The organism is Pseudactinotalea sp., from assembly GCF_048594945.1.
Classification (GTDB): domain Bacteria; phylum Actinomycetota; class Actinomycetes; order Actinomycetales; family Beutenbergiaceae; genus Pseudactinotalea.
Genome location: NZ_JBMDXJ010000170.1, coordinates 1 through 18,833, shown reverse-complemented (window position 1 = coordinate 18,833; position 18,833 = coordinate 1). Strand labels below are relative to the sequence as shown.

The following is an 18,833-nucleotide window of genomic DNA, read 5'->3' as shown; positions in this document are numbered from 1 at the left end:
TATGGGGACTGCTTTGCCTACGCGCTGTCGGTCACGGCGGGAGAGCCACTCCTCTTCGTCGGATCCGACGTCACTCACACCGACGTCGCCTCGGTGCTGCCGAGCACCTGACGATCGCCTCGCCACGGCAGGCGCGCACAGCGTCCGAAGTGCGGCACAGCCGGAGTAAGAAGGCTCTACGCTCGCGCCACCGGGGGTCGTGCCGATCGAAGGAGATGGCCAGATGTCTGAGCAGCTGAACGTGCAGGTGACCGTCGGGACCGTGGAGGAAGCGCGCGCGCTTGCGGAGTACCTCGACGCCGACGTCGACGAGGCCACCGACGTCTCGCTCGAGGAGGTGGTGGTCGAGTCCGACCCCAACAAGGCGCTCGTGCCCGTGTTCGTGTGGATCGTGGCGATGGCCCTGATCGGTGTCGCTGGACTGGCGAAGATCGTGGTCTGGATCATCAACCGCACCGGCTGCTCCGCCCTGATCTGGGTCGGTGACGACGGCGAGCCCAAGGTCACGAAGAACTGCGAGGTTCGCGGGCTGCTGATCCTCAAGGACAAGGACGGCAAGCTCACCTACGTCGACCGCGACCTCATCGACCTCAACACACTCTTCGAAGCACTCGTGAGCGGGGGAGCCGAGGCCGCCAAGAATCTCGCGAAGGCCGCCGGTGCCGTGGTCGCCAAGGACGATGACGCCAGCAAGGACGACCCAGCAGACTGAACCCGCCTACGCGGGCGAGGCAGCGCCGTCGTGATCTGCTCTACAGGTCGCGATGCGAGCCAGGGCCGCCTTCGCCGCCCCGCCGAAGGTTGATGATCGCGGCCACGAGGCCGCCCCACACGATGACCATCGACACCGCCATCATGGCGATCGCTGCCCCGCTCATGCTGCCTCCTGCCTGTCCTGGTCGGCGTCGAAGTCGTCGACGGCGGTGCCCTCCCGCCATCTGGTGCGGCCGGCGAGGAGCCCGAAGACGATGGTGGCGATCGCGATGCCCCAGCCGAACACGGCCAGCATCCATGTCGGGAAGCCGCCGTACGGGGTGCGCAGGTCGGCGATCAGCTGCTGCACGAGGATGTAGGTCAGCGCGACCGGGATCACGCCGCCGACCAGCACGTACCACCACCGCCCGAGGTGCAGCGAGCCGGTGCGGTTGAGGTGGGCCGCCAGGGTCGGGAGCGCGCGGACGCCCCACGCCACGGCGATCGTGCTCACCACGGCGACCAGCAGGATCCCGTACTGGTTGACGAAGTGGTCCACGATGTCGAGCACGTTCAGACCGCTGGCGGTCGAGAAGAACGCGATGCTGATCAACGCAGCCGGCACCGTGACCAGCAGCGTCGCGCGCACCCTGGTCAGGTCGAACTTGTCTCGGACGGCGGAGATCACCACCTCCAGGATGCTCACCAACGAGGTGATGCCCGCGAGCACGAGCGACCCGAAGAACAGCACCCCGATCAGGGCGCCTGCGGGTGCCTCGCTGATGATCGCCGGGAACACGATGAACGCCAGCCCGATGCCGCCCTCCACCACCTCGGTCACATGGACGCCGTTGGCCTGCGCAAGGAACCCGAGGGCTGCGAACACACCGATACCGGCGAGCAGCTCGAAGCCCGAGTTCGAGAAGCCGACCACCAGGCCCGACCCGGTCATGTCGGTCTTGCGGCCCACGTAGGAGCTGTAGGTGATCATGATTCCGAAGCCCACCGACAGCGAGAAGAAGATCTGCCCGAACGCCGCGCCCCAGACCGCGGGTTCGGCCAGAGCTGCCCAGTGCGGGGTGAACAACGCGTCGAGCCCAGCGCCGGCGCCCGGCAGCATCACCGCCTGCACCACCAGCGCGGTGAACGCGAGCAGCAGGACCGGGATGAAGACCACGGAGGTGGCCCCGATCCCCTTCTGCACGCCGAGCGCCATGATGACGATCGTGGCCAGCCACACCAGCACCAACGGCACCAGCACACCGGGCACGACCGTGAACGAGACGCCATCGCTGACCTGCAGGAAGTCCTTGATCAGGAACGACTCGGGGTCGTCCCCCCACGCCTGCGTGAACGAGAAGCCGGTGTACCGGATCGACCACGCGATCACCGCGGCGTAATAGACCGCGATCGCCAGGCAGATCGCCACCTGCCACCAGCCGATGCCTTCCGTCCACCGCCGCAGCCGCGCGAACGCCAGCGGTGCCGATCCCCGGAACCGATGCCCGAGCGCGTAGTCCATCAGCAGGAACGGCAGACCGGCTACGAGCAGGGCGACGATGTAAGGGATCATGAACGCGCCGCCGCCGCCCTCGTAGGCGACGTAGGGGAACCGCCAGATGTTCCCGAGCCCCACGGCGGAGCCGATCGCGGCGAAGATGAACACGGTCCGCGAGGAGAACGCACCTCTCCGCGCTTCGACATCGGTCGTGGCAGCCATCGGCACCTCCTGGTCGGTCAGGGAGTCACGCTAGTGGTGCGCGTCCGACGTTGCTGGACAGTTCGGCGACGCACGAGTGGATGTATCGCCGAGGACGGCAACGAAGCGAGGCGCCGCATTGACGCGCCGAGCGTTCAGGACCCTCGAACGCGTGCCACTAGTCCCCGCGCGCCCTCGACTGAGGCCGTATCAGCCTTCGCTGTGTGCCCGGATCCGGCGCCGGCGGTACTCGGCCAGCACGCGGTCGAGGTCGGCCTCGTTGAACGCGGGCCACATCTTGCGAGAGCGAACGATCTCCGAATGGATCGACTGCCACGGGAAGAAGCCGGAGGTCCGCTGCTCGTTGCCGGTTCGGATGACGAGGTCGATCTCCTTGACCGGCCCTCCTGGCAGGTTCCCACTCACCGCCCCGATGAACTCGGCCGAGGCGGGGTCAATGCCCTGGTGCAGGGCGGCGCGGATGCCGGTGGCGATGTCCTCGTGCGGTGAGTACCCGATGGCGAGTGTCAGATGGCAGGGACGCCCACGCGTCTCCTGGACCACCTGCGCTAGCGCGCCGCGCGCGGGTGCGGGCAGGAGACGCGTGTCCCCCGAGACGTGCAGCTGCCAGTCGTGAGCCCGCTCCACAGCCTTCGACAGGACCGTCTCGATGAGGCCGAAGAGGTGGTGAATCTCTCCCGTCGAACGCTTGCGGATGTTGTCAGCCGAGAGCACGTAGACGCTGACGTGCTCCACGCCGCGGACGCGCAGCCAGCCGAGCACATCCGCCAGATGGTTCGCACCGACATCATGACCGAAACTCGGCATTCGCCCGCGTGCCCGTGCCCACCGGCGGTTGCCGTCCATGATGATGCCGACGTGGCGAGGCGCGTCCGCATCGAGGGCCGGCGCCGAGCGCCGCCACCGGCTGCCTGTGAAGGATCCGTCCACGGCCCCACCGTACGAGGGGACCCGGCCATGGGCCCGCTGTCGGGTGTGCTGTCGCAGGTCGAGTGTTGTGTCACTTCCGTGAAGGGCCGGTTCGCGTGTCGGACCCGGAGCTACCGTCGGATCGTGCAGGTGTACTCGGGAGGGACCATGGGCGCGCGGGGAGCGTGGCCACGGGGGCGGGCGCTCCTGCTGCTGATGGCAACGCCCTGCTTGGTCTCATGCAGCAACACCGGCGATCTGAGCATCAGCAACGTCAGCGGCGAAGCCGTGACCGTCGACCTGGGCGACGAGCAGGTCGACGTCACCGCTGACGGTGGTGTGGTGCTGCTCGGCTACGGATGTACGCCTGGAGATATCAGCGTCGAACGCCCCTCGGGCAAGACCGACGATGTCGCCGGACCGGTCTGCCCGGACCAGCAGATCAGCATTGACGCCGACGGCGTCCGGCTGGTCCCAACGAACTGAGTCGCTGCCGATGGTCAGCGGCCCGTGCCATCCACGGCGTGGGGCTCGATCGCCGTGATCTCGTCTTCGGTGAGCGGCGGGGACGCCAGCGCAGCCACGTTGTCCTCCAGTTGCGCCACCGAGGACGCGCCGATGAGCGCCGACGTCACCCGCTCGTCGCGCAACGCCCACGACAGCGCCAGCTGCGCGAGGCTCTGGCCCCGGTCCTCCGCGATCGCGTTGAGCGCTCGTGCCCGCTCGAGGTAGGTCTCGGTGAGGCTCGTCGAGGACAGGAACGGTGAGTCGCTGCGTGCGGCCCGGGACCCCTCGGGTGCCGACCCGCCGAGGTAGCGACCCGTCAGCAGGCCCTGAGCCAGCGGCGAGAAGACGATCGTTCCCACGCCGAGGTCACCCACGACGTCGAGCAGCGACTCGCTCTGCCGACCGTCATAACGGTCCTCGATCGCTGCGTCTTCTATGTGACGGTTGAACATCGAGTAGCTCGGCTGGTGGATGAGCAGAGGCACACCCAGTTCGGCCAGCACGGCAGCCGCCTCGCGCGTGCGCGAGGGCGAGTAGTTGGACACGCCCACGTAGGTCGCCTTGCCTTGCTGCACGGCGGAGGCGAGTGCGCCCATCGTCTCCGCGAGCGGCGTCGAGGGGTCGGGGCGGTGGTGGTAGAAGATGTCCACGTGGTCCAGGCCCATCCGGCCCAGCGACTGCTCGAGCGAGGACAGCAGGTACTTGCGCGAGCCGTGGTCGCCGTACGGGCCGGGCCACATGTCGTAGCCGGCCTTGGTGGAGATCACGAGCTCGTCACGGTAGGGCGCGAAGTCTTTCGCGAGGTGCCGCCCGAAGTTCTCCTCCGCGGAGCCGTAGGGCGGACCGTAGTTGTTCGCCAGGTCGATGTGCGTGATGCCCAGGTCGAACGCCCGCCACAGGATGGCGCGCTGGGTCTCGAACGGGTTGACATCACCGAAGTTGTGCCACAGGCCCAGCGACAGCGCCGGCAGATCGAGGCCGGAGCGGCCGGTGCGGCGGTAGGTCATCGAGTCATAGCGGGCGTCGTCGGCCAGGTACCGGGGTGCGAGGGGCATGGATACATCCAACCCGATTCAGCGCGTTCTTCGGGACCGCTGCTCCGCTACGGGCCTCCGCCGATCAGCGCGGCTGAATCGTCACGAGCTCGCGCACCCGCTCGGGCCCGACGGCCAGCAGGAGCGTAGGCAGCCGCGGCCCGGTGTCCTTGCCGATGAGCAGCTGGTACACGAGCCGGAAGAACTCGCGCTGCGCCGTCGAGAGCTCCTTGTCACCCTTGACGATCTGATCGGCGGCGAGCCCGCGCTGCACCTTCGGCACCCCGTACACCTGGTGCGTCAGGCCGGCGATGCTCCAGGCGGTCTCGATCCGCGGGAGGTCCTCGCCGTTGCCGTCGAGCAGCATCGCGAGCGCGTCCCGTTGGTCATCGGTCAGGGCTGAGTGCCCGACGGCGTCCGGCGCCGTTCGTACCACGGTGCGGTCCTCCGGTGGCATCCGGTCCGCCACCCAGTGCTCGACACAGCTCAGCCGGGGTCGCAGCTCGCCGAGGTCGGCGATCGGCTCCTCCTCGACCTGGCTGACGATGCGGAGCAGCTGGTCGGCGTCGCCCGTGGTGATGTCGACGACCGATGCCAGCGTGCGGTAGGCGACCGGGCGGGGCGTCACCGGCAGCAGACCGCCGTCGGCCGTGCTCGAGGCGCGCGCGTGCGCTGCCTGCTCGGCCGCCTGCGCGGACCCGGCGGAGATGCGGCGGTTCAGCGCATCCCACTCGTCGTACAGCCGCAGCAGCTCGGCGTCGAACGCGACCTCGAAACTCTGGTTGGGCTTGCGCCGGGCGTACATCCAACGCAGCACGGCCGGCTCCATGATCTGCAGCGCATCGGCCGGCACCGGCACCTGCCCCCGCGAGGACGACATCTTCGCCATCCCCTTGATGCCCACGAACGCATACATCGGCCCGATCGGCCGCTGCCACCCGAACAGCGGCGCCAGGTCGAGCCCGACGGCGAACGAGGATCCCGGCGACTGGTGGTCCACACCGGAGGGCTCGAAGATCACCTTCTCGAACGCCCAGCGCATCGGCCAGTCGACCTTCCACACGAGCTTGCCGTGGTGGAAGTCCTTCAGCAGCACCGTCTCGCCGTGCCCGCAGGAGCAGGTGTAGGTGAGTTCGGTGGAGTCGTCGTCGTATGCGGTGACCGTGGTGGTGTCCCGGTCGCAGAGCGTGCAGTACGGCTTGTACGGGTAGTACTCGGCACCGGAGGAGCCGTCGTCCTCGGCGGCCGCACCGGAGCCCTCGGCGGCGTCGTCCGCAGCGCTCTGCTCGTCCTCGGAGAGCGGCTGCGGTGTGCCGGCCTTCGCGGCGGCGTCCAGCGTGCGGTATCGGTCGAGCACCGTGTCGATCTGGGTGCGGTGCTTCATCGCGAACAGCACCTGCTCGGCGTACGCGCCGGCCGTGTACTGCGCGGTCTGGCTGATACCGCGGTAGGTGATCCCCAACTCGGCCAGGGACTGCTCGCACTGAGCGCGGAAGTGGGCCGCCCACGAGTCGTGCGCTGACCCGGGCGGCGCCGGCACCGCCGTCAGCGGCTTGCCGATGTGCTCGTTCCAGGACTCGTCGACGCCGTCGATGCCGGCAGGGACCTTGCGGAACCGGTCGTAGTCGTCCCAGCTGATCAGGTGATCGCACGCGATCCCGCGGCGCCGCACCTCGTCCGCGACCAGGTGCGGCGTCATCACTTCGCGCAGGTTCCCCAGGTGGATCGGACCCGACGGCGACAGCCCGGACGCGCACACCACCGGCGTCCCGAGTCGCTCGGCCGCCGCGATCACCTCGTCGGCGTGGCGAGAGACCCAGTCGTCCAGGGTCGGCGAGTGGGGCGAGGCGAGGGTGGGGTCAGGCGTGGTCACAGGTGCCAAGGCTATGCGCCCGGCGCCGCGTGCGCCGCCCTGGGATGGGCGGCTCACACCTCGAGCGCCGGCTCCACCGCGCTGACGGCCTTGCCCAGCGCTCGCGCGTACGCGACCTCGCGCTGCGTCGCCGATCCGACGTAGCCGCCCTCGCTCACCACGCGGACCTCGTCCGCGAGGTCGATCCGCCTCAGGTGCAGCTCGCCCAGGGCGTCGCGCCGTGCGGGCGTCAGCTCGCCGTCCACCGGCTCCGGAGCGAGCACGATGACGCCCAGCGACGTGAGTCGCCGCCGTTCGGTCTCGAACGCGTCCTGGAACCGCAGCGAGCCGCACAGGCAGACCACCCGGGTTCGTTCGTCGGGCATGCGTACGTCTCCCTTCCCGACTAGCTCGAGATCGTAGGTATGCGTCGAGATCGTAGGTCCAGATCTACGATCTCGGCTTCGACCTACGATCTCGGCATCGTGGGCCAGCCGGGCTCCCGGTTCCGCTCTCATCTGCGAGGATGCCAGGCGATGCCCCGCACCCCGGCCGCCGCCCGCGCTGACCGGCTACCGCGGCGGCTCACGGTCACGTTCGGCCTTGTGGTCATCGTCGCGTTCGGCTCGTGGTTCTACGGCTACGGCGTGCTCGTCTCGCCGATCGCCACGAACACCGGCTGGTCGGAGTCAACGCTCTCGACGGCGTACGGCCTCGGCCTGCTCGCCAGTGGCTTCGTCGCCGTGGTCGCCGGTCGGGCGATCGATACCGCGGGGCCCCGCCTGGTGTTCCTCGTCGCCGCGGTCGCAGCCGGCGTCGGCACCGCGGTCACGGCCACCGCCACCGACCCGGTGGTGTTCGTGATCGGGGCGATCGCCACCCAGTGCGTGGTGGGGGCCGCCGGCTACTACACCGCTGTGCACGCGAGCATCGCGCGGCTGGCACCCGCCGACCGCACCCGCGCGATCACGGTCAACACCCTCTGGGGCGCGTTCGCCAGCCCGGTGTTCCTGCCGCTGATGGGCCTGATGGCGCAGCACTGGGGGTGGCGCGCCGCCATCGCCGTGGTCGGCGGCGCGGTGGTTGCCGTGTTCCTCGGCGCCGCCGCCGTGGTGCCCACCACTCCCACGGCCGACGACGGCGGCCCTCGCCTCGGTCTGCTCCGTGGGCTGGCGACGGCGGTGCGTGAGCCGCTCGTACGCCGGCTGCTGGTCGTCGCCGTCTGCGGCGGGATCGTGACGTCGGTGCTGTTCCTCTACCAGGTGCCGGCCATGGTGACGGCGGGACTCACGTTGGGTGTCGCCTCCTCGCTGGCGGGTCTGCGGGGGTTGTTCCAGCTCGCTGGCCGGCTGCCGCTGCCCTGGCTGGTCAGCCGCGTGGGCTCCGAGCCGTTGTTCCGCGGCAGCCTGCTGCTGATCGGCCTCTCGTCGCTGTTGCTGCTCGTCTCCGGGCAGCTCGCGGTCGCGATCGTGTTCGTGGTGCTCGCGGGCATCGCTGTCGGCATGTTCTCCACCCTCGAGAGCATCTTCACCGCAGACGTGGTCGACGTCCGCACCATCGGCCTGGTGCTCGGCGCGTACTCGATGTCGCGGGGGATCGGCGCAGCGATCGGCCCGATCGGCGCCGGTGTCCTCACCGACGCCACCAGCGGCCGCGCGCTCGCACTCGCGATCGCGGCCGTGATCGGGGCCCTGGGTGCGCTCGCGATCCCACGGCGACCCACCGCCGTCGAGCAGGCCTGACGATCGCTGACACCTGAACCCGCCCTGGTTCGAGGCAATCGAATGCCTCGCGGTGGTCTCCGATGACCTCCAACCAGGTTGGGTGGCAGTGTTGATCCGATGAGCACTGGGGTCCCCGGCATCGTCATCAGTCCCTACGACCCGCGCTGGCCGGAGGAGTTCGAGGCGGTGCGGCAGCGCATCGTCGGGGCGCTCGGCGAGTTGGCCGTGCGGGTGGAGCACATCGGGTCGACGTCAGTGCCGGGCCTGGCAGCGAAGGACGTCATCGACATCCAGGTGAGCGTTGCCGACCTCGATGATGCCCGCATCCCCGACGCCTTCGCCCGGCTCGGCGCCACGCCCACCTCGATCGTCGCCGACCACGTCCCGCCCGGCGACACCCACGGCAACGAGGGCTGGCGCAAGCTCTACTTCCGCCCGCCGACCTCGTGGCGGCCGACGCATCTGCATGTGCGCGCCGTCGGCAGCCCGAACGAGCGCTACGCCCTGTTGTTCCGTGACTACCTGCGCGCCGCACCCGCGGCCGCCGCCGCGTACGCGCAGGTCAAGACCGCGCTCGCACGGCTCCACCCCGACGACGCCGAGGCGTACTACGACGTCAAGGACCCGGTGTGTGACCTGATCATGGAGGCCGCCGAGCGCTGGGCTGCGGATCGCCACCACCGCCCGGGCTCGAGGTAATCGGGTACCTCACGGTGGTATCGGATCACCTCGGACCAGCGGGGTGGGGTGAGGCACGCAGGGGTAGCAGGGCGCCAACCTCCACGGCCTCGCGCGCCAGTGCGCGCCGCAACGTGCGCCGCGAGCCGAAGCCCGAGTCCGTCACGGCAGCCCGCATCCCCTCGCCTCGACGCAGCGCGGCGATCGCCCGGTTGAGCCGCGCGCGGGAGCGCCACGTGGCGAACGGCAGCCCGGTCTGCTCCAGGAAGATCCGCTGCACCTGACGGGTGCTGAGGAACTGCTCCGCCGCGAGGTCGGCGAGCGTCGCGGTGCTGGTCGGCGCCGCCAGGGCGATCTCGCGCGCAGCGGCATGACGCGGCAGCACCAGGTCGAACCAGTCCGTGCCGATCTCGGCGAGCACTCGTTCCATCGAGTCGCGGAACAGCAGCCGGTCGAATCCCGGTGTGGCCCACCGGGCGAGCAGGATCGTCATCAGCTCGTGCAGCTCGGGCGACTGCACGCGCCGCTCCCTACCCCTGGGCGGCCGCGCCGAGGGTGACAGCAGCGGCCCCAGCACCACCCCGGGGCCCTCGAGCCGCAGCTCGTGCTCCACGCCGGCATCGAGCCAGAGCCCGGTGCCGGGAGCCAGCGGGTGCTCACCCGCGGCCAGCCGCACCGACCCCGCACCGGAGATCAGGTAGATCAGGTGCGGTTCCGCGTGCTGGTGCGGCGCGTGCGAGCGGAACTGGACCACCGCCTCCGGCTCGTCCTGTGCCGGCAGCAGCCGCGGGTCCGCAAGCGTCATGTCATGGCCTCGCAATGTCGCCTTCTGGCACTTAGGCAAGGCTAACGTAACCGACGTCCCCCTCGCTTCCCCAGACCTAGGACCGCCCTGTGCGCGTGCGCCGACCTCTTCTTGCCCTGCCCGCTGCTGCCCTCGCTCTCGCGCTGCTCGCGGGATGCGGCGGCGGCTCCGACGCCACCACCGATGACGGCACCGACGCCGGCCAGAGCGCCGCGGACGGCGCCGCCGACCGCGCGGTCGACACCATCCAGGGGGAGGTGACGATCCCCGCCGACCCGCAGCGGATCGTGGTCCTCAACTCCGCCCTCACAGGGTTCTTCTACGCCCTCGACGTGCCTGTCGTCGGATCGGTGCCGCTCAACACCGAGTCGACGGACTTTCCGCCGTTCTGGGCCGACGAGGCCGCTGCCGACGGCACCGAGATCGTGCCGTGGAGCAACGACGGCTTCGACCTCGAGGCCATCCTCCTGATGGAGCCCGACCTGATCGTGGCCGGTGGCCAGGGCTTCCCCGGCATGCAGGCGATCGAGGCCTACGACCAGCTCAGCGAGATCGCCCCCACCGTGATCGTGGACCAGGCGCTCCCGGACTGGCACGTCCAGCTCGACTACATCGCGGGCGACGTGCTCGACCGGCCCGACGATGCGCAGGCGCTGGAAGACGCCTACGCCGCCCGCGCGGCTGAGGTCCGCGATGCGATCACGGTGCCGGAGACCCCGGTCGCCTACCTGCTGATGCTTCCCGATCTGCGCCCGTTCTCGATCCCTGAGGACTCCGCGCTGCCGCAGGCGCTCGCCGAGCTGGGGTTCGAGCCGCAGCCGATCCTCGCCGAGAACCCGCACTTCGAGCGCATGGGCAGCGGCGACAGCTTCGAGATGTCCACCGAGCAGGTGGGCCAGGCGATCACCGCACCCACCGTGTTCGTGCTCGGATTCCAGTCCGAGGTGATCAGCGCCGCCGAGCTCGGCGAGGACCCCACCTACGGCGACCTGCCCGCCTACCAGAACGACCAGGCCTACGACCTGCCGTACTGGGCTCACCGCGCCGACTACCAGACGGCGCTGGAGCTGCTCGACTACATCGAGGCGGAGTTCGGCTGAGATGGCGCAGTCCGCGTTGCGCACCCACCCACTGGTGCTGCGCGAGGTGACGGTGAGCGCCGTCGCCGACGTGACGCCGCGCCTGCGCCGCGTCACCGTGACCGGCGACCAGCTGGGGGAGTTCACGGTGGGTGAGGACCGGATGCCGGCCTTCATCAACGAGGCGTTCGACGACCACGTCAAGCTCGTCTTCGCCGCCGACGGTGACCTGCAGACCGCGCTGCCGGTGCAGCGGGCACGCAGCATCGACTGGCCACCGGCTCCCCACCGACAAGGGCGCGACTACACCCCCTCCCGGTGGGACGCCGTCGGGCTCGAGCTCGATCTCGACTTCGTCATGCACGGCGACGGCCCCGCGGCCTCGTGGGCCGCGGATGCGAAGCCGGGGGACCGGCTGCACTTCGTCGGCCCGAAGAGCTCGCTCGTGCTGCCCGAGCAGCTCGACTGGGTGGTCCTCGCCGGCGACGAGACCGCGATCCCCGCGATCCTCCGTTTCCTCGCCGATCGGCCGAGCGAGGCGCCGGTGCACGTCCACCTCGAGATCCGCCACCCGAGCGCGCAGCTGCCCGTCCCGCTCCGCGACCGGGACACGCTGAGGTGGGTCACCACGCCCGAGCGCGCGCCGTCACGACTGCCGCAGTCGGTCATCGCCGCCGACCTGCCCGCCGGCACCGGGTTCGTGTGGGCGGCGGGCGAGAGCCGCTCGCTCATCGAGCTGCGCCGCTGGCTGCGTCACGTCAAGAAGGTGCCCACCTCGCATCACAACGTCACCGGCTACTGGGCCGCCGAGGACACCGCCGCCCGCAAGGCGCTCGCGCTGCTCGACCCGCTGCCGTGGCTGAGCGTCCGCGCCGCGGTTCGCCTCGGGCTGCTCGAGGCGCTCGCCGCAGGCGCCCGCGACACCTCCGACCTCGCCCGTAGCCTCGGTGTGGCCGAACCCGCGCTCGCGGCGCTGCTCGGCTATCTCGCCACGATCGAGGTGGTGATGCTCGACGGCGGTGGGCCGGGCTCCGTGGGTCTCGGCAGCCTGGGAGAGCGCATCCTCGACGACGAGCACACCCTCGAGGAGCTCGAACCCGACTCGGTGGAGGGCAGCGTGATCGACGCGCTGGTCGATCTTGCGCCGGCGCTGCAGGCGGGCGAGCCGGCCTGGGCGCGGCGGCAGGGCCACACGCTCGCTCGCGCGGCCGAGCAGGACGACGCCTGGTTCTCCGAGCTCGTTGCCGAGTCCGCCACCTTCTCGTTCGTGGCCGAGTCGTTGGCCCAGCTCCCCGCGTGGCGGGAAGCGAGCACTGTGACCGCTCAGGGGCCGGGCGCAGCGATCGTCGCGGGACTGGCCGGACCCGCCGTGCGCCTCGGTGGCACCCCGAGCGAGCGCGCCATCCTGGCCGGGCAGCTCGCTCCCGGCGCTGCCGCACTCGACGCGGGTGCGCAGGGGGCGCCCGACCTCGTGGTGAGCGCCCTCGAGATCGAGACCCGCACCGATGACGAGGTGACCAGCCTGCTGGGTGCGCTCGCCGAGCAGGCGAGCTCCGCCGTCGTCGTCGATGCCTTCACGGCGACCGGGCCCGGCGGGAGCCGCGGCGCCGCGCGTGACCTGACCCAGCTGGCAATGACGGGGGCCGGGCGGCGCACCGAGGCCGAGATCACGCGGCTCGCCGAGGCGGCCGGTTGGCGGGTGGCGTCGACGACGGCGCTCGGCTGGGACTTCGTGGCATTCGCCCTGCGCCGGTGAGCACCGCGACCGCGACGCAGATCACGACCACCTCGAGAGCGCGCGGGCGCCGGTGGTTGCTGCTGCTCGCGGTCCTCGCCCTCGCGGCGATGCTGGCGGTGAGCATGCTCGTGGGCTCGGGCATGATCTCGGTCGGCGAGAGCATCCACCAGCTGCTGCACCCCACCGACCGCGCCGACATCGTCTGGACACTCCGGGTGCCGCGCGCGCTGCTCGGCGTGATGTGCGGTGCCGCGTTCGCCGTGGCGGGTGCGCTCATCCAGGCACTCACCCGCAACCCACTCGCTGATCCGGGCATCCTCGGGGTCAACGCGGGCGCGGGGTTCGCCGTGGTGCTGGCGGTCGCGATCCTCGGGCTGAGCCGGGTGCAGCAGTTCCTGCCCTACTCCTTCCTCGGCGCCGTGCTCGCGACCGTGCTGGTGTACCTGCTGTCCACACGCGGCCGGTCCGGTGCCAGCCCGGTGCGGTTCATCCTCGTGGGCGTCGCGCTCGCGGCGGTGCTCGGCGGGATGTCCCAGACGCTCGCGCTGCTCAACCCGACCATCTATGACCGGATGCGGTTCTGGGGCGCCGGCAGCATCACCGACCGGCCGCCGGAGACCGTGGGCGCGGTCGGCTGGTTCATCATGGCGGGCCTGCTGCTGGCGCTGCTGTGCGCCGGTCCGCTCAACACGATGGCGCTCGGCGACGACATGGCGCGCTCGCTCGGGGTGCCCGTGGCGGCGCTGCAGGTGGCGTGCGTGGTCGCGATCACGCTGCTGTGCGGTGCGGCGACCGCGGCTGCCGGGCCGATCGGCTTCGTCGGGCTGATGGTGCCGCACATCGTCCGCTGGATCACCGGGCCGGACCAGCGCTGGGTGATCCCCGGCTCGATGCTCGTGGGCGCGGTGCTGCTGCTCACCGCCGACGTGATCGGCCGTGTGGTGCTGTGGCCCACTGAGCTGCAGGTCGGCGTGGTGACCGCGTTCATCGGCGCCCCGGTCCTGATCCTGCTGGTCCGACGGCGAGGGGCGAGCGGGCTGTGACCGATCTCGCCGTGCGGCTTGGCCCGGCGTCCGCGCTCGTGCGCAGGCGCTCGCTCGTGGTGTGCGCGATCCTGCTGCTCGCGTGCGTGGTGGTCACCGGGGTGGCGGTCTCGCTCGGCAGCTACGTGGTGCCGGTGGGCGAGCTGATCCGGATCGTGCTCGGCGGCGGTCCCGAGCAGGCGGCCACCGTGGTGCTGTCGTGGCGGGCGCCGCGCGCCGTGCTCGCGCTGGCGTTCGGCGCCGCGCTGGCCCTCAGCGGCGCCGTGTTCCAGTCGCTCACCCGCAACCCGCTCGGCAGCCCGGACATCATCGGGTTCTCCACCGGCGCACTCACCGGGGTCTTCGCCGTGATCCTTCTCGGTGGCACGGGTTATGCCACGACGGCGGTGGGTGCATTCGTCGGTGGCCTCGCCACGACCATCGTGATCTATCTGCTGGCCTGGCGGCGCGGCGTGCAGGGGTTCCGGCTGATCATCGTGGGCATCGCGGTGTCCGCGCTGCTGACGAGCGTGAACAGCGCCATCACAGTGAAGGCCTCGCTCGACATCGCGCTGCGGGCGGCGGTGTGGGGTGCGGGCTCGCTCAACGGAGTGCGCTGGCCGCAGGCCACACCCGGGCTGATCGGGGTGGCGATCTTCGTGGCGCTGCTGGTGCTGACCGGTTCTCGTTTGAAGCAGCTCGAGCTCGGCGACGACACAGCGGCGATGCTCGGCCACCGGGTGGAGCTGGACAAGGTGGTGCTGATCGTCGCGGCGGTCGGCCTGATCGCCGTGGTGACGGCGTTGAGCGGACCGATCAGCTTCATCGCGCTCGCGGCACCGCAGATCGCGAAGCGGCTCGTGGGCATGCCGTCGCTCCTGGCGTCCGCGCTGGTGGGAGCGCTGCTGCTCGGCGCGGCGGACGTCCTCGCCCAGTTCGCGATCCCCGGCCGCCCGGTACCGGTGGGTGCCGTGACCGTGACGCTGGGCGGCCTGTACCTGGTGTGGTTGCTCGCGAGGGAGACACGATGACCAACGAGGCCACGCCGTCGGCGATCTCCGACGCGGACGAGGCGACGCACATGACCCGGCTGCAGGCCCACGGACTGGTCGTCGGTTACGACGACCGCGAGGTGCTGCACGGGCTCGACGTGCAGATCCCCGACGGCGCATTCACGGTGATCATCGGGCCGAACGCGTGCGGCAAGTCGACCCTGCTCAAGACGCTCGCCCGGCTGCTCTCGCCCTCGGCCGGTCAGGTGGTGCTCGACGGCCAGAGCATCCACCAGCAGCGCACCAAGGATGTGGCGCGCGTGCTCGGGCTGCTGCCGCAGAGCCCCCTCGCCCCCGACGGGATCACGGTGGCCGAGCTTGTGGCGCGCGGGAGGTCGCCGCACCAGAACCTCATCTCCCGGTGGTCGCACGAGGACGAGGCCGCCGTGGACGCCGCGCTTGCCTCCACCGGCGTCGAGGACCTGCGCGATCGTGAGGTCGACGCCCTCTCCGGCGGGCAGCGGCAGCGTGTGTGGATCGCACTCGTGCTCGCTCAGCAGACGCCGCTGCTGCTCCTCGACGAGCCCACGACCTTCCTCGACATCGCCCACCAGGTCGAGGTGCTCGACCTCGTGGCCGGCCTGCGCAACGACGGCCAGACCGTGGTCGCCGTGCTGCACGACATCAACCACGCGATCCGCTACGCCGACCATCTGATCGCCATGCGAGACGGCCACATCGTCGCCGAGGGCGCCCCCGAGCGGATCGTCACCGCGCCGATGATCGAGGAGGTGTTCGGGCTCCGGTGCCGCGTGGTCCCCGACCCCGACGTCGGGGTGCCGGTCGTGCTGCCGGCGCTGCCGTAGCGCACCAGTGAGACTGCGTCGACGAGGTGACACCAACGGCACGGGCGCTCCGCTGCCACTCGCACCGGGCTGGCTGCCAGGATGTCACCGTGAGCGACGATCCGTTCGGCAGCCGCGCCTACTACGACCGCCTGGGCGAAGCTGAGCGCGACCGGTTGGTCAGGGACGCTCCAGCGCGAGCGAGTCTCGAGGTCCATCGGCGCTTCCTCGCACGATTCGTCAGCGCCGGCGACCGGGTGCTGGAGATCGGCGCCGGGCCGGGACGATTCACGGCCGAGCTCGCCAGCCTCGGGGCACGCGTGCACGTCACGGACTTCTCACCGGTCCAGCTCGACCTCAACCGGAAGCACCTGGAGGGCACCGGCGCTGAGTCCGCCGTCACGGGTCGCGACATCCTCGACGTCCGCGACGTGAGCCGGTTCGACGATGCCTCGTTCGACGTCGTCCTCGCGTACGGCGGGCCACTCTCCTATGCGTTCGAGGACGCCGAGGCTGCGTTCGCCGGGCTGCTGCGGATCATTCGCCCTGCCGGGTACGTGGTGGCGTCGGTGATGTCGATGCTCGGCACCTGGCGGCATTCGTTGCCGGGGATCGCCGCCGTGGTCGATCGCTTCGGCGACGAGCTCAACGACAGGGTGATCCGCACCGGTGACCTCCGGCACCTCCCGGGCGTGGACCACACCTGCCGCATGTTCCGTGCGAACCAGCTGCGTGAGCTTGTCGAGACCGCAGGCGGTCGGGTGGAGGCCATGAGCGCCAGCAACTGGGCATCGCTGGGCGACCCCGCAACGGTGGCTGCGCTCGAGGCCGAGCCATCGCGGTGGGCACACTTCATCGAGAACGAGGTCGCCGCATGCGGTGAATCGGGAACGCTCGACGGCGGCACACACATCCTGGTCGCCGCGACCCACCCGTGAGGCCGGGCCTCTGGAGTGGGAGCGGTGGGATCAGAATCACCTGGTGATCGAGCTGCGCAACACGGCAGCCCCGCTGGCCATCGCCGCTCGGGCCCTCAGATGGTCAGGGCGAGGATCCGTCGCTGCCCGTCGGCCACGTGGAACGGGCCTCGGCCCCACGAGGCGGGGACCGTCACCTGGTCGCCGTCGAGAACTCTGCGCCGCCCGTCGGCGTCACACAGCACCGCGCCGTCGGCGCCGAGTGCCACCAGATCGCCGTCGGCGCCCGAGGACCCGTCGGGGCGGAGCAGCAGGGGCGTGGTCAGCGGGTCGACGACCGGCCCCGAGGCGCTCTCGCGCGCCCCGACCGAGATCGCGGTCCGCCCAGCGGCCACCCCGGCGAGGATCGCCTCGGGTGAGGGGTCCTCGGCACACACCCACGTGGTCGGCATCCCCAACGTGTAGGCGCCCGGTCGGTGGAAGTCGCTGCCGCCGATCGGAGTCACCGGGTTCGGTGAGATCCCGCCCCAGCGGGCCCAGAACGCCCACGGGAACGTCGCCGTCAGGTCCCGGTACCAGGTGATGTGCCACAGCTCGAGCGCTGCGGGAAGTCGCTCCAGCGGGAACTGCCACGCGCAGTCGCCGTCCACCGCGTGGTTGACCGAGAGCACCCCGCCGCGCGCCGCGACATCGTCCACCCACGCCTGACCCGGCCGCCGGAAGTCGATCCATCCGATGTCGCCGAACGCGTTCGCGTGCCCGTACGCCGTGGTGACCTCCTGCCCCGGCAGCAGCGACACCTGGTGCCGAGCCCCCACCCCCGGCAGGTGCGCGTGGTGGCTCACCGTGTTGTGGTCGGTCACCGCGAGGAAGTCCAGCCCGCTCGCCACCGCCCGTGCCGCGAGTTGGTCGATGCTCTCCGAGCCGTCCGAGTGCAGCGTGTGCGCGTGGAAGTCGCCCGCGAACCACGTCAGCCCGCCGGGCGCCGGCAGTCCCCGGCTCGAGCCCCGGGCGACCTCGGCCACCGGCGCCACCGGCTCCGTCTCCACCGGGGCGGCCGCCGGCACGTCGATCTCCACCACGATCTCCACACCCTCGGCAGGCAGCTGGTGCAGGCCGAGCACCACGTGCCAAGCGCCCGGCTCAGGCGCTCCCGGCAGGTAGCCGGGCGTCGCCGCCTCCGCGGTGATCGCGAACCGCGACCGCGCACCCCCCGACCACCCTCGCCACCCGTTCGGTGCTTCACACCCGAGGTCGACGACGGCGGTGCTCGTGTCGTACGCGATCCGCACCTCGAGCGAGTCTCGCCCGGGCGGGACGTCGAACGGCACCGGCAGGTAGCGGCTCTCCGCCTGGTCGGCGAGCGTGACCCGCCGCCGGATCGTCACCGTCATCGCGCCACCTCCTCCGCACCGGCGTGGCGTGACTGGCGTGCCGGACTGGCACGAGGGTCACGCCGGTGGGGGAGTCTGGGTGACTGGCGTGCCGGATCGGCACGGGGGTCACGGTCGAGGTGCGTCACGGCGCTCATTCCTGCTCGGTGATCGTGTGAATCAGGCGTCGTCGGCCACGCCGCGAGCGTCGAGGCGCTCGCCGGTCTCGGCGTCGAACAGCAGGGTGCGGTGGGGGCGCATGGTGACCCAGCCGCGCGAGCCAGGCTCCGGCTCGTCGTCCTCGTCGAGCACGAGCTGCAGCCGGTCCTCGCCCGCCATCGCGGTCACGAGTACCGACGCGCCCAGGTTCTCCACCACGGTGACCTCGGCCTCGACACCGTCGGCGACCGCCGTCGGGCTCCATCCCAGGTACTCCGGGCGGGCACCCCACACGACCTCGGCGCCGTCATCGACCACGCCCTCGGCATCGGCGGGGACCGATACGTCGGCGGATCCGAGCCGCACCCGCCCGCCGTCGACCTTCCCGGAGATCAGGTTCATCGGGGTCGAGCCGATGAAGCCGGCCACGAACGTGGTCGCGGGCTTGGCGAAAACCTCCCGCGGGCTGCCGACCTGGATCAGCTTCCCGGCGCTCATCACCGCGATCCGGTCGGCCAGCGCCAACGCCTCGGCCTGGTCGTGCGTGACGAACACCGTGGTGACGCCGAGCTCACGCTGCAACTCCTTGAGGAACGTGCGCGCCTCGAGCCGCAGCCGGGCGTCGAGGTTGGACAGCGGCTCGTCGAGCAGCAGCACGTCCGGCCGGGTCGCCACCGCACGGGCCAGCGCCACGCGCTGCTGCTGCCCGCCCGAGAGCTGCGCGACGGCGCGTCGCGCGTACTCGCCCAGGCCCACGGTGTCGAGCAGCGCCTGCGCGCGCTGGCG

Annotated in this window: 19 protein-coding genes; 10 read left to right on the top strand and 9 right to left on the bottom strand. The window is 71.0% G+C overall.

Annotation, left to right across the window (positions count from 1 at the left end; all coding sequences use genetic code 11):
- Window positions 1-223 precede the first annotated feature (223 nt).
- Window positions 224-712 (top strand): hypothetical protein, encoded by a 489-nt coding sequence (locus ACOJSN_RS07675; RefSeq protein WP_420111914.1) that lies wholly within the window; start codon window positions 224-226, stop codon window positions 710-712.
- A gap of 40 nt (window positions 713-752) precedes the next feature.
- Here ACOJSN_RS07675 and ACOJSN_RS07670 read toward each other — a convergent pair whose 3' ends face one another.
- The 3 genes from ACOJSN_RS07670 to uppS all read right to left on the bottom strand — a co-directional run bounded on the left by ACOJSN_RS07670 (window position 753) and on the right by uppS (window position 3,343).
- Window positions 753-878 (bottom strand): methionine/alanine import family NSS transporter small subunit, encoded by a 126-nt coding sequence (locus tag ACOJSN_RS07670; RefSeq protein WP_420111913.1) that lies wholly within the window; start codon window positions 876-878, stop codon window positions 753-755.
- Complete coding sequence (locus ACOJSN_RS07665; protein ID WP_420111912.1) at window positions 875-2,413, bottom strand: sodium-dependent transporter; 1,539 nt, start codon at window positions 2,411-2,413, stop codon at window positions 875-877. The genes ACOJSN_RS07670 and ACOJSN_RS07665 overlap by 4 nt, the downstream gene beginning before the upstream one ends.
- 189 nt (window positions 2,414-2,602) lie before the next feature.
- On the bottom strand, window positions 2,603-3,343 hold the full coding sequence (gene uppS, locus ACOJSN_RS07660) for a polyprenyl diphosphate synthase (protein WP_420111911.1): 741 nt from the start codon (window positions 3,341-3,343) through the stop codon (window positions 2,603-2,605).
- Between the two features lie 123 nt (window positions 3,344-3,466).
- On the opposite strand from uppS, the gene ACOJSN_RS07655 reads away from it, so the two are divergent.
- A complete protein-coding gene (locus tag ACOJSN_RS07655) occupies window positions 3,467-3,808 on the top strand; it encodes a hypothetical protein (RefSeq protein ID WP_420111910.1) in 342 nt (113 codons plus the stop codon).
- Between the two features lie 14 nt (window positions 3,809-3,822).
- Here the strand turns inward: ACOJSN_RS07655 and mgrA are convergent, their stop codons facing one another.
- The 3 genes from mgrA to ACOJSN_RS07640 form a co-directional block, all read right to left on the bottom strand.
- Window positions 3,823-4,884 carry an L-glyceraldehyde 3-phosphate reductase gene (gene mgrA / locus ACOJSN_RS07650; RefSeq protein WP_420111909.1) on the bottom strand — a complete coding sequence of 354 codons (1,062 nt, stop codon included), beginning with the start codon at window positions 4,882-4,884 and terminating at the stop codon, window positions 3,823-3,825.
- Window positions 4,885-4,948: 64 nt separating this feature from the next.
- Window positions 4,949-6,736 carry a lysine--tRNA ligase gene (lysS, locus tag ACOJSN_RS07645; protein ID WP_420111908.1) on the bottom strand — a complete coding sequence of 596 codons (1,788 nt, stop codon included), beginning with the start codon at window positions 6,734-6,736 and terminating at the stop codon, window positions 4,949-4,951.
- A 53-nt stretch (window positions 6,737-6,789) separates the two neighbouring features.
- On the bottom strand, window positions 6,790-7,101 hold the full coding sequence (locus tag ACOJSN_RS07640; protein WP_420111907.1) for a hypothetical protein: 312 nt from the start codon (window positions 7,099-7,101) through the stop codon (window positions 6,790-6,792).
- Window positions 7,102-7,251: 150 nt separating this feature from the next.
- On the opposite strand from ACOJSN_RS07640, the gene ACOJSN_RS07635 reads away from it, so the two are divergent.
- Together ACOJSN_RS07635 and ACOJSN_RS07630 are read left to right on the top strand one after the other, a co-directional pair.
- Entirely contained in the window at window positions 7,252-8,457 is a 1,206-nt protein-coding gene (locus ACOJSN_RS07635; RefSeq protein ID WP_420111906.1) for an MFS transporter, read from the top strand.
- Window positions 8,458-8,556: 99 nt separating this feature from the next.
- Window positions 8,557-9,138, top strand: coding sequence for a GrpB family protein (locus tag ACOJSN_RS07630; protein ID WP_420111905.1), 582 nt, complete (start codon window positions 8,557-8,559; stop codon window positions 9,136-9,138).
- 25 nt (window positions 9,139-9,163) lie between these two features.
- Here the strand turns inward: ACOJSN_RS07630 and ACOJSN_RS07625 are convergent, their stop codons facing one another.
- Window positions 9,164-9,922: a helix-turn-helix domain-containing protein gene (locus ACOJSN_RS07625; protein ID WP_420111904.1), complete on the bottom strand. Its 759-nt coding sequence runs from the start codon at window positions 9,920-9,922 to the stop codon at window positions 9,164-9,166.
- A gap of 95 nt (window positions 9,923-10,017) precedes the next feature.
- Here ACOJSN_RS07625 and ACOJSN_RS07620 point away from each other — a divergent pair, with 95 nt between their 5' ends.
- The 6 genes from ACOJSN_RS07620 to ACOJSN_RS07595 all read left to right on the top strand — a co-directional run bounded on the left by ACOJSN_RS07620 (window position 10,018) and on the right by ACOJSN_RS07595 (window position 16,536).
- Window positions 10,018-11,022 carry an ABC transporter substrate-binding protein gene (locus ACOJSN_RS07620; protein ID WP_420111903.1) on the top strand — a complete coding sequence of 335 codons (1,005 nt, stop codon included), beginning with the start codon at window positions 10,018-10,020 and terminating at the stop codon, window positions 11,020-11,022.
- 1 nt (window position 11,023) lies between these two features.
- Window positions 11,024-12,757 carry a siderophore-interacting protein gene (locus ACOJSN_RS07615; RefSeq protein WP_420111902.1) on the top strand — a complete coding sequence of 578 codons (1,734 nt, stop codon included), beginning with the start codon at window positions 11,024-11,026 and terminating at the stop codon, window positions 12,755-12,757.
- Complete coding sequence (locus ACOJSN_RS07610; RefSeq protein WP_420111901.1) at window positions 12,754-13,782, top strand: FecCD family ABC transporter permease; 1,029 nt, start codon at window positions 12,754-12,756, stop codon at window positions 13,780-13,782. Before ACOJSN_RS07615 ends, ACOJSN_RS07610 begins: the two co-directional genes overlap by 4 nt.
- On the top strand, window positions 13,779-14,792 hold the full coding sequence (locus ACOJSN_RS07605) for a FecCD family ABC transporter permease (RefSeq protein WP_420111900.1): 1,014 nt from the start codon (window positions 13,779-13,781) through the stop codon (window positions 14,790-14,792). Before ACOJSN_RS07610 ends, ACOJSN_RS07605 begins: the two co-directional genes overlap by 4 nt.
- Window positions 14,789-15,619 (top strand): ABC transporter ATP-binding protein, encoded by an 831-nt coding sequence (locus ACOJSN_RS07600; protein ID WP_420111899.1) that lies wholly within the window; start codon window positions 14,789-14,791, stop codon window positions 15,617-15,619. The genes ACOJSN_RS07605 and ACOJSN_RS07600 overlap by 4 nt, the downstream gene beginning before the upstream one ends.
- 89 nt (window positions 15,620-15,708) lie before the next feature.
- Window positions 15,709-16,536 carry a class I SAM-dependent methyltransferase gene (locus ACOJSN_RS07595; RefSeq protein ID WP_420111898.1) on the top strand — a complete coding sequence of 276 codons (828 nt, stop codon included), beginning with the start codon at window positions 15,709-15,711 and terminating at the stop codon, window positions 16,534-16,536.
- A gap of 95 nt (window positions 16,537-16,631) precedes the next feature.
- Here the strand turns inward: ACOJSN_RS07595 and ACOJSN_RS07590 are convergent, their stop codons facing one another.
- Both ACOJSN_RS07590 and ACOJSN_RS07585 read right to left on the bottom strand, forming a co-directional pair.
- Complete coding sequence (locus ACOJSN_RS07590) at window positions 16,632-17,909, bottom strand: CehA/McbA family metallohydrolase (protein ID WP_420111897.1); 1,278 nt, start codon at window positions 17,907-17,909, stop codon at window positions 16,632-16,634.
- A gap of 159 nt (window positions 17,910-18,068) precedes the next feature.
- On the bottom strand, window positions 18,069-18,833 hold a 765-nt coding region (locus ACOJSN_RS07585; protein WP_420111896.1), incomplete at its 5' end, for an ABC transporter ATP-binding protein.

Coding starts and splice junctions, on each gene's coding strand:
- ACOJSN_RS07675 (WP_420111914.1), top strand. CDS start 224: ATGTCTGAGCAGCTGAACGTGCAGGTGACCGTCGGGACCGTGGAGGAA.
- ACOJSN_RS07670 (WP_420111913.1), bottom strand. CDS start 878: ATGAGCGGGGCAGCGATCGCCATGATGGCGGTGTCGATGGTCATCGTG.
- ACOJSN_RS07665 (WP_420111912.1), bottom strand. CDS start 2,413: ATGGCTGCCACGACCGATGTCGAAGCGCGGAGAGGTGCGTTCTCCTCG.
- mgrA (WP_420111909.1), bottom strand. CDS start 4,884: ATGCCCCTCGCACCCCGGTACCTGGCCGACGACGCCCGCTATGACTCG.
- ACOJSN_RS07640 (WP_420111907.1), bottom strand. CDS start 7,101: ATGCCCGACGAACGAACCCGGGTGGTCTGCCTGTGCGGCTCGCTGCGG.
- ACOJSN_RS07635 (WP_420111906.1), top strand. CDS start 7,252: ATGCCCCGCACCCCGGCCGCCGCCCGCGCTGACCGGCTACCGCGGCGG.
- ACOJSN_RS07630 (WP_420111905.1), top strand. CDS start 8,557: ATGAGCACTGGGGTCCCCGGCATCGTCATCAGTCCCTACGACCCGCGC.
- ACOJSN_RS07625 (WP_420111904.1), bottom strand. CDS start 9,922: ATGACGCTTGCGGACCCGCGGCTGCTGCCGGCACAGGACGAGCCGGAG.
- ACOJSN_RS07615 (WP_420111902.1), top strand. CDS start 11,024: ATGGCGCAGTCCGCGTTGCGCACCCACCCACTGGTGCTGCGCGAGGTG.
- ACOJSN_RS07600 (WP_420111899.1), top strand. CDS start 14,789: ATGACCAACGAGGCCACGCCGTCGGCGATCTCCGACGCGGACGAGGCG.
- ACOJSN_RS07590 (WP_420111897.1), bottom strand. CDS start 17,909: ATGACGGTGACGATCCGGCGGCGGGTCACGCTCGCCGACCAGGCGGAG.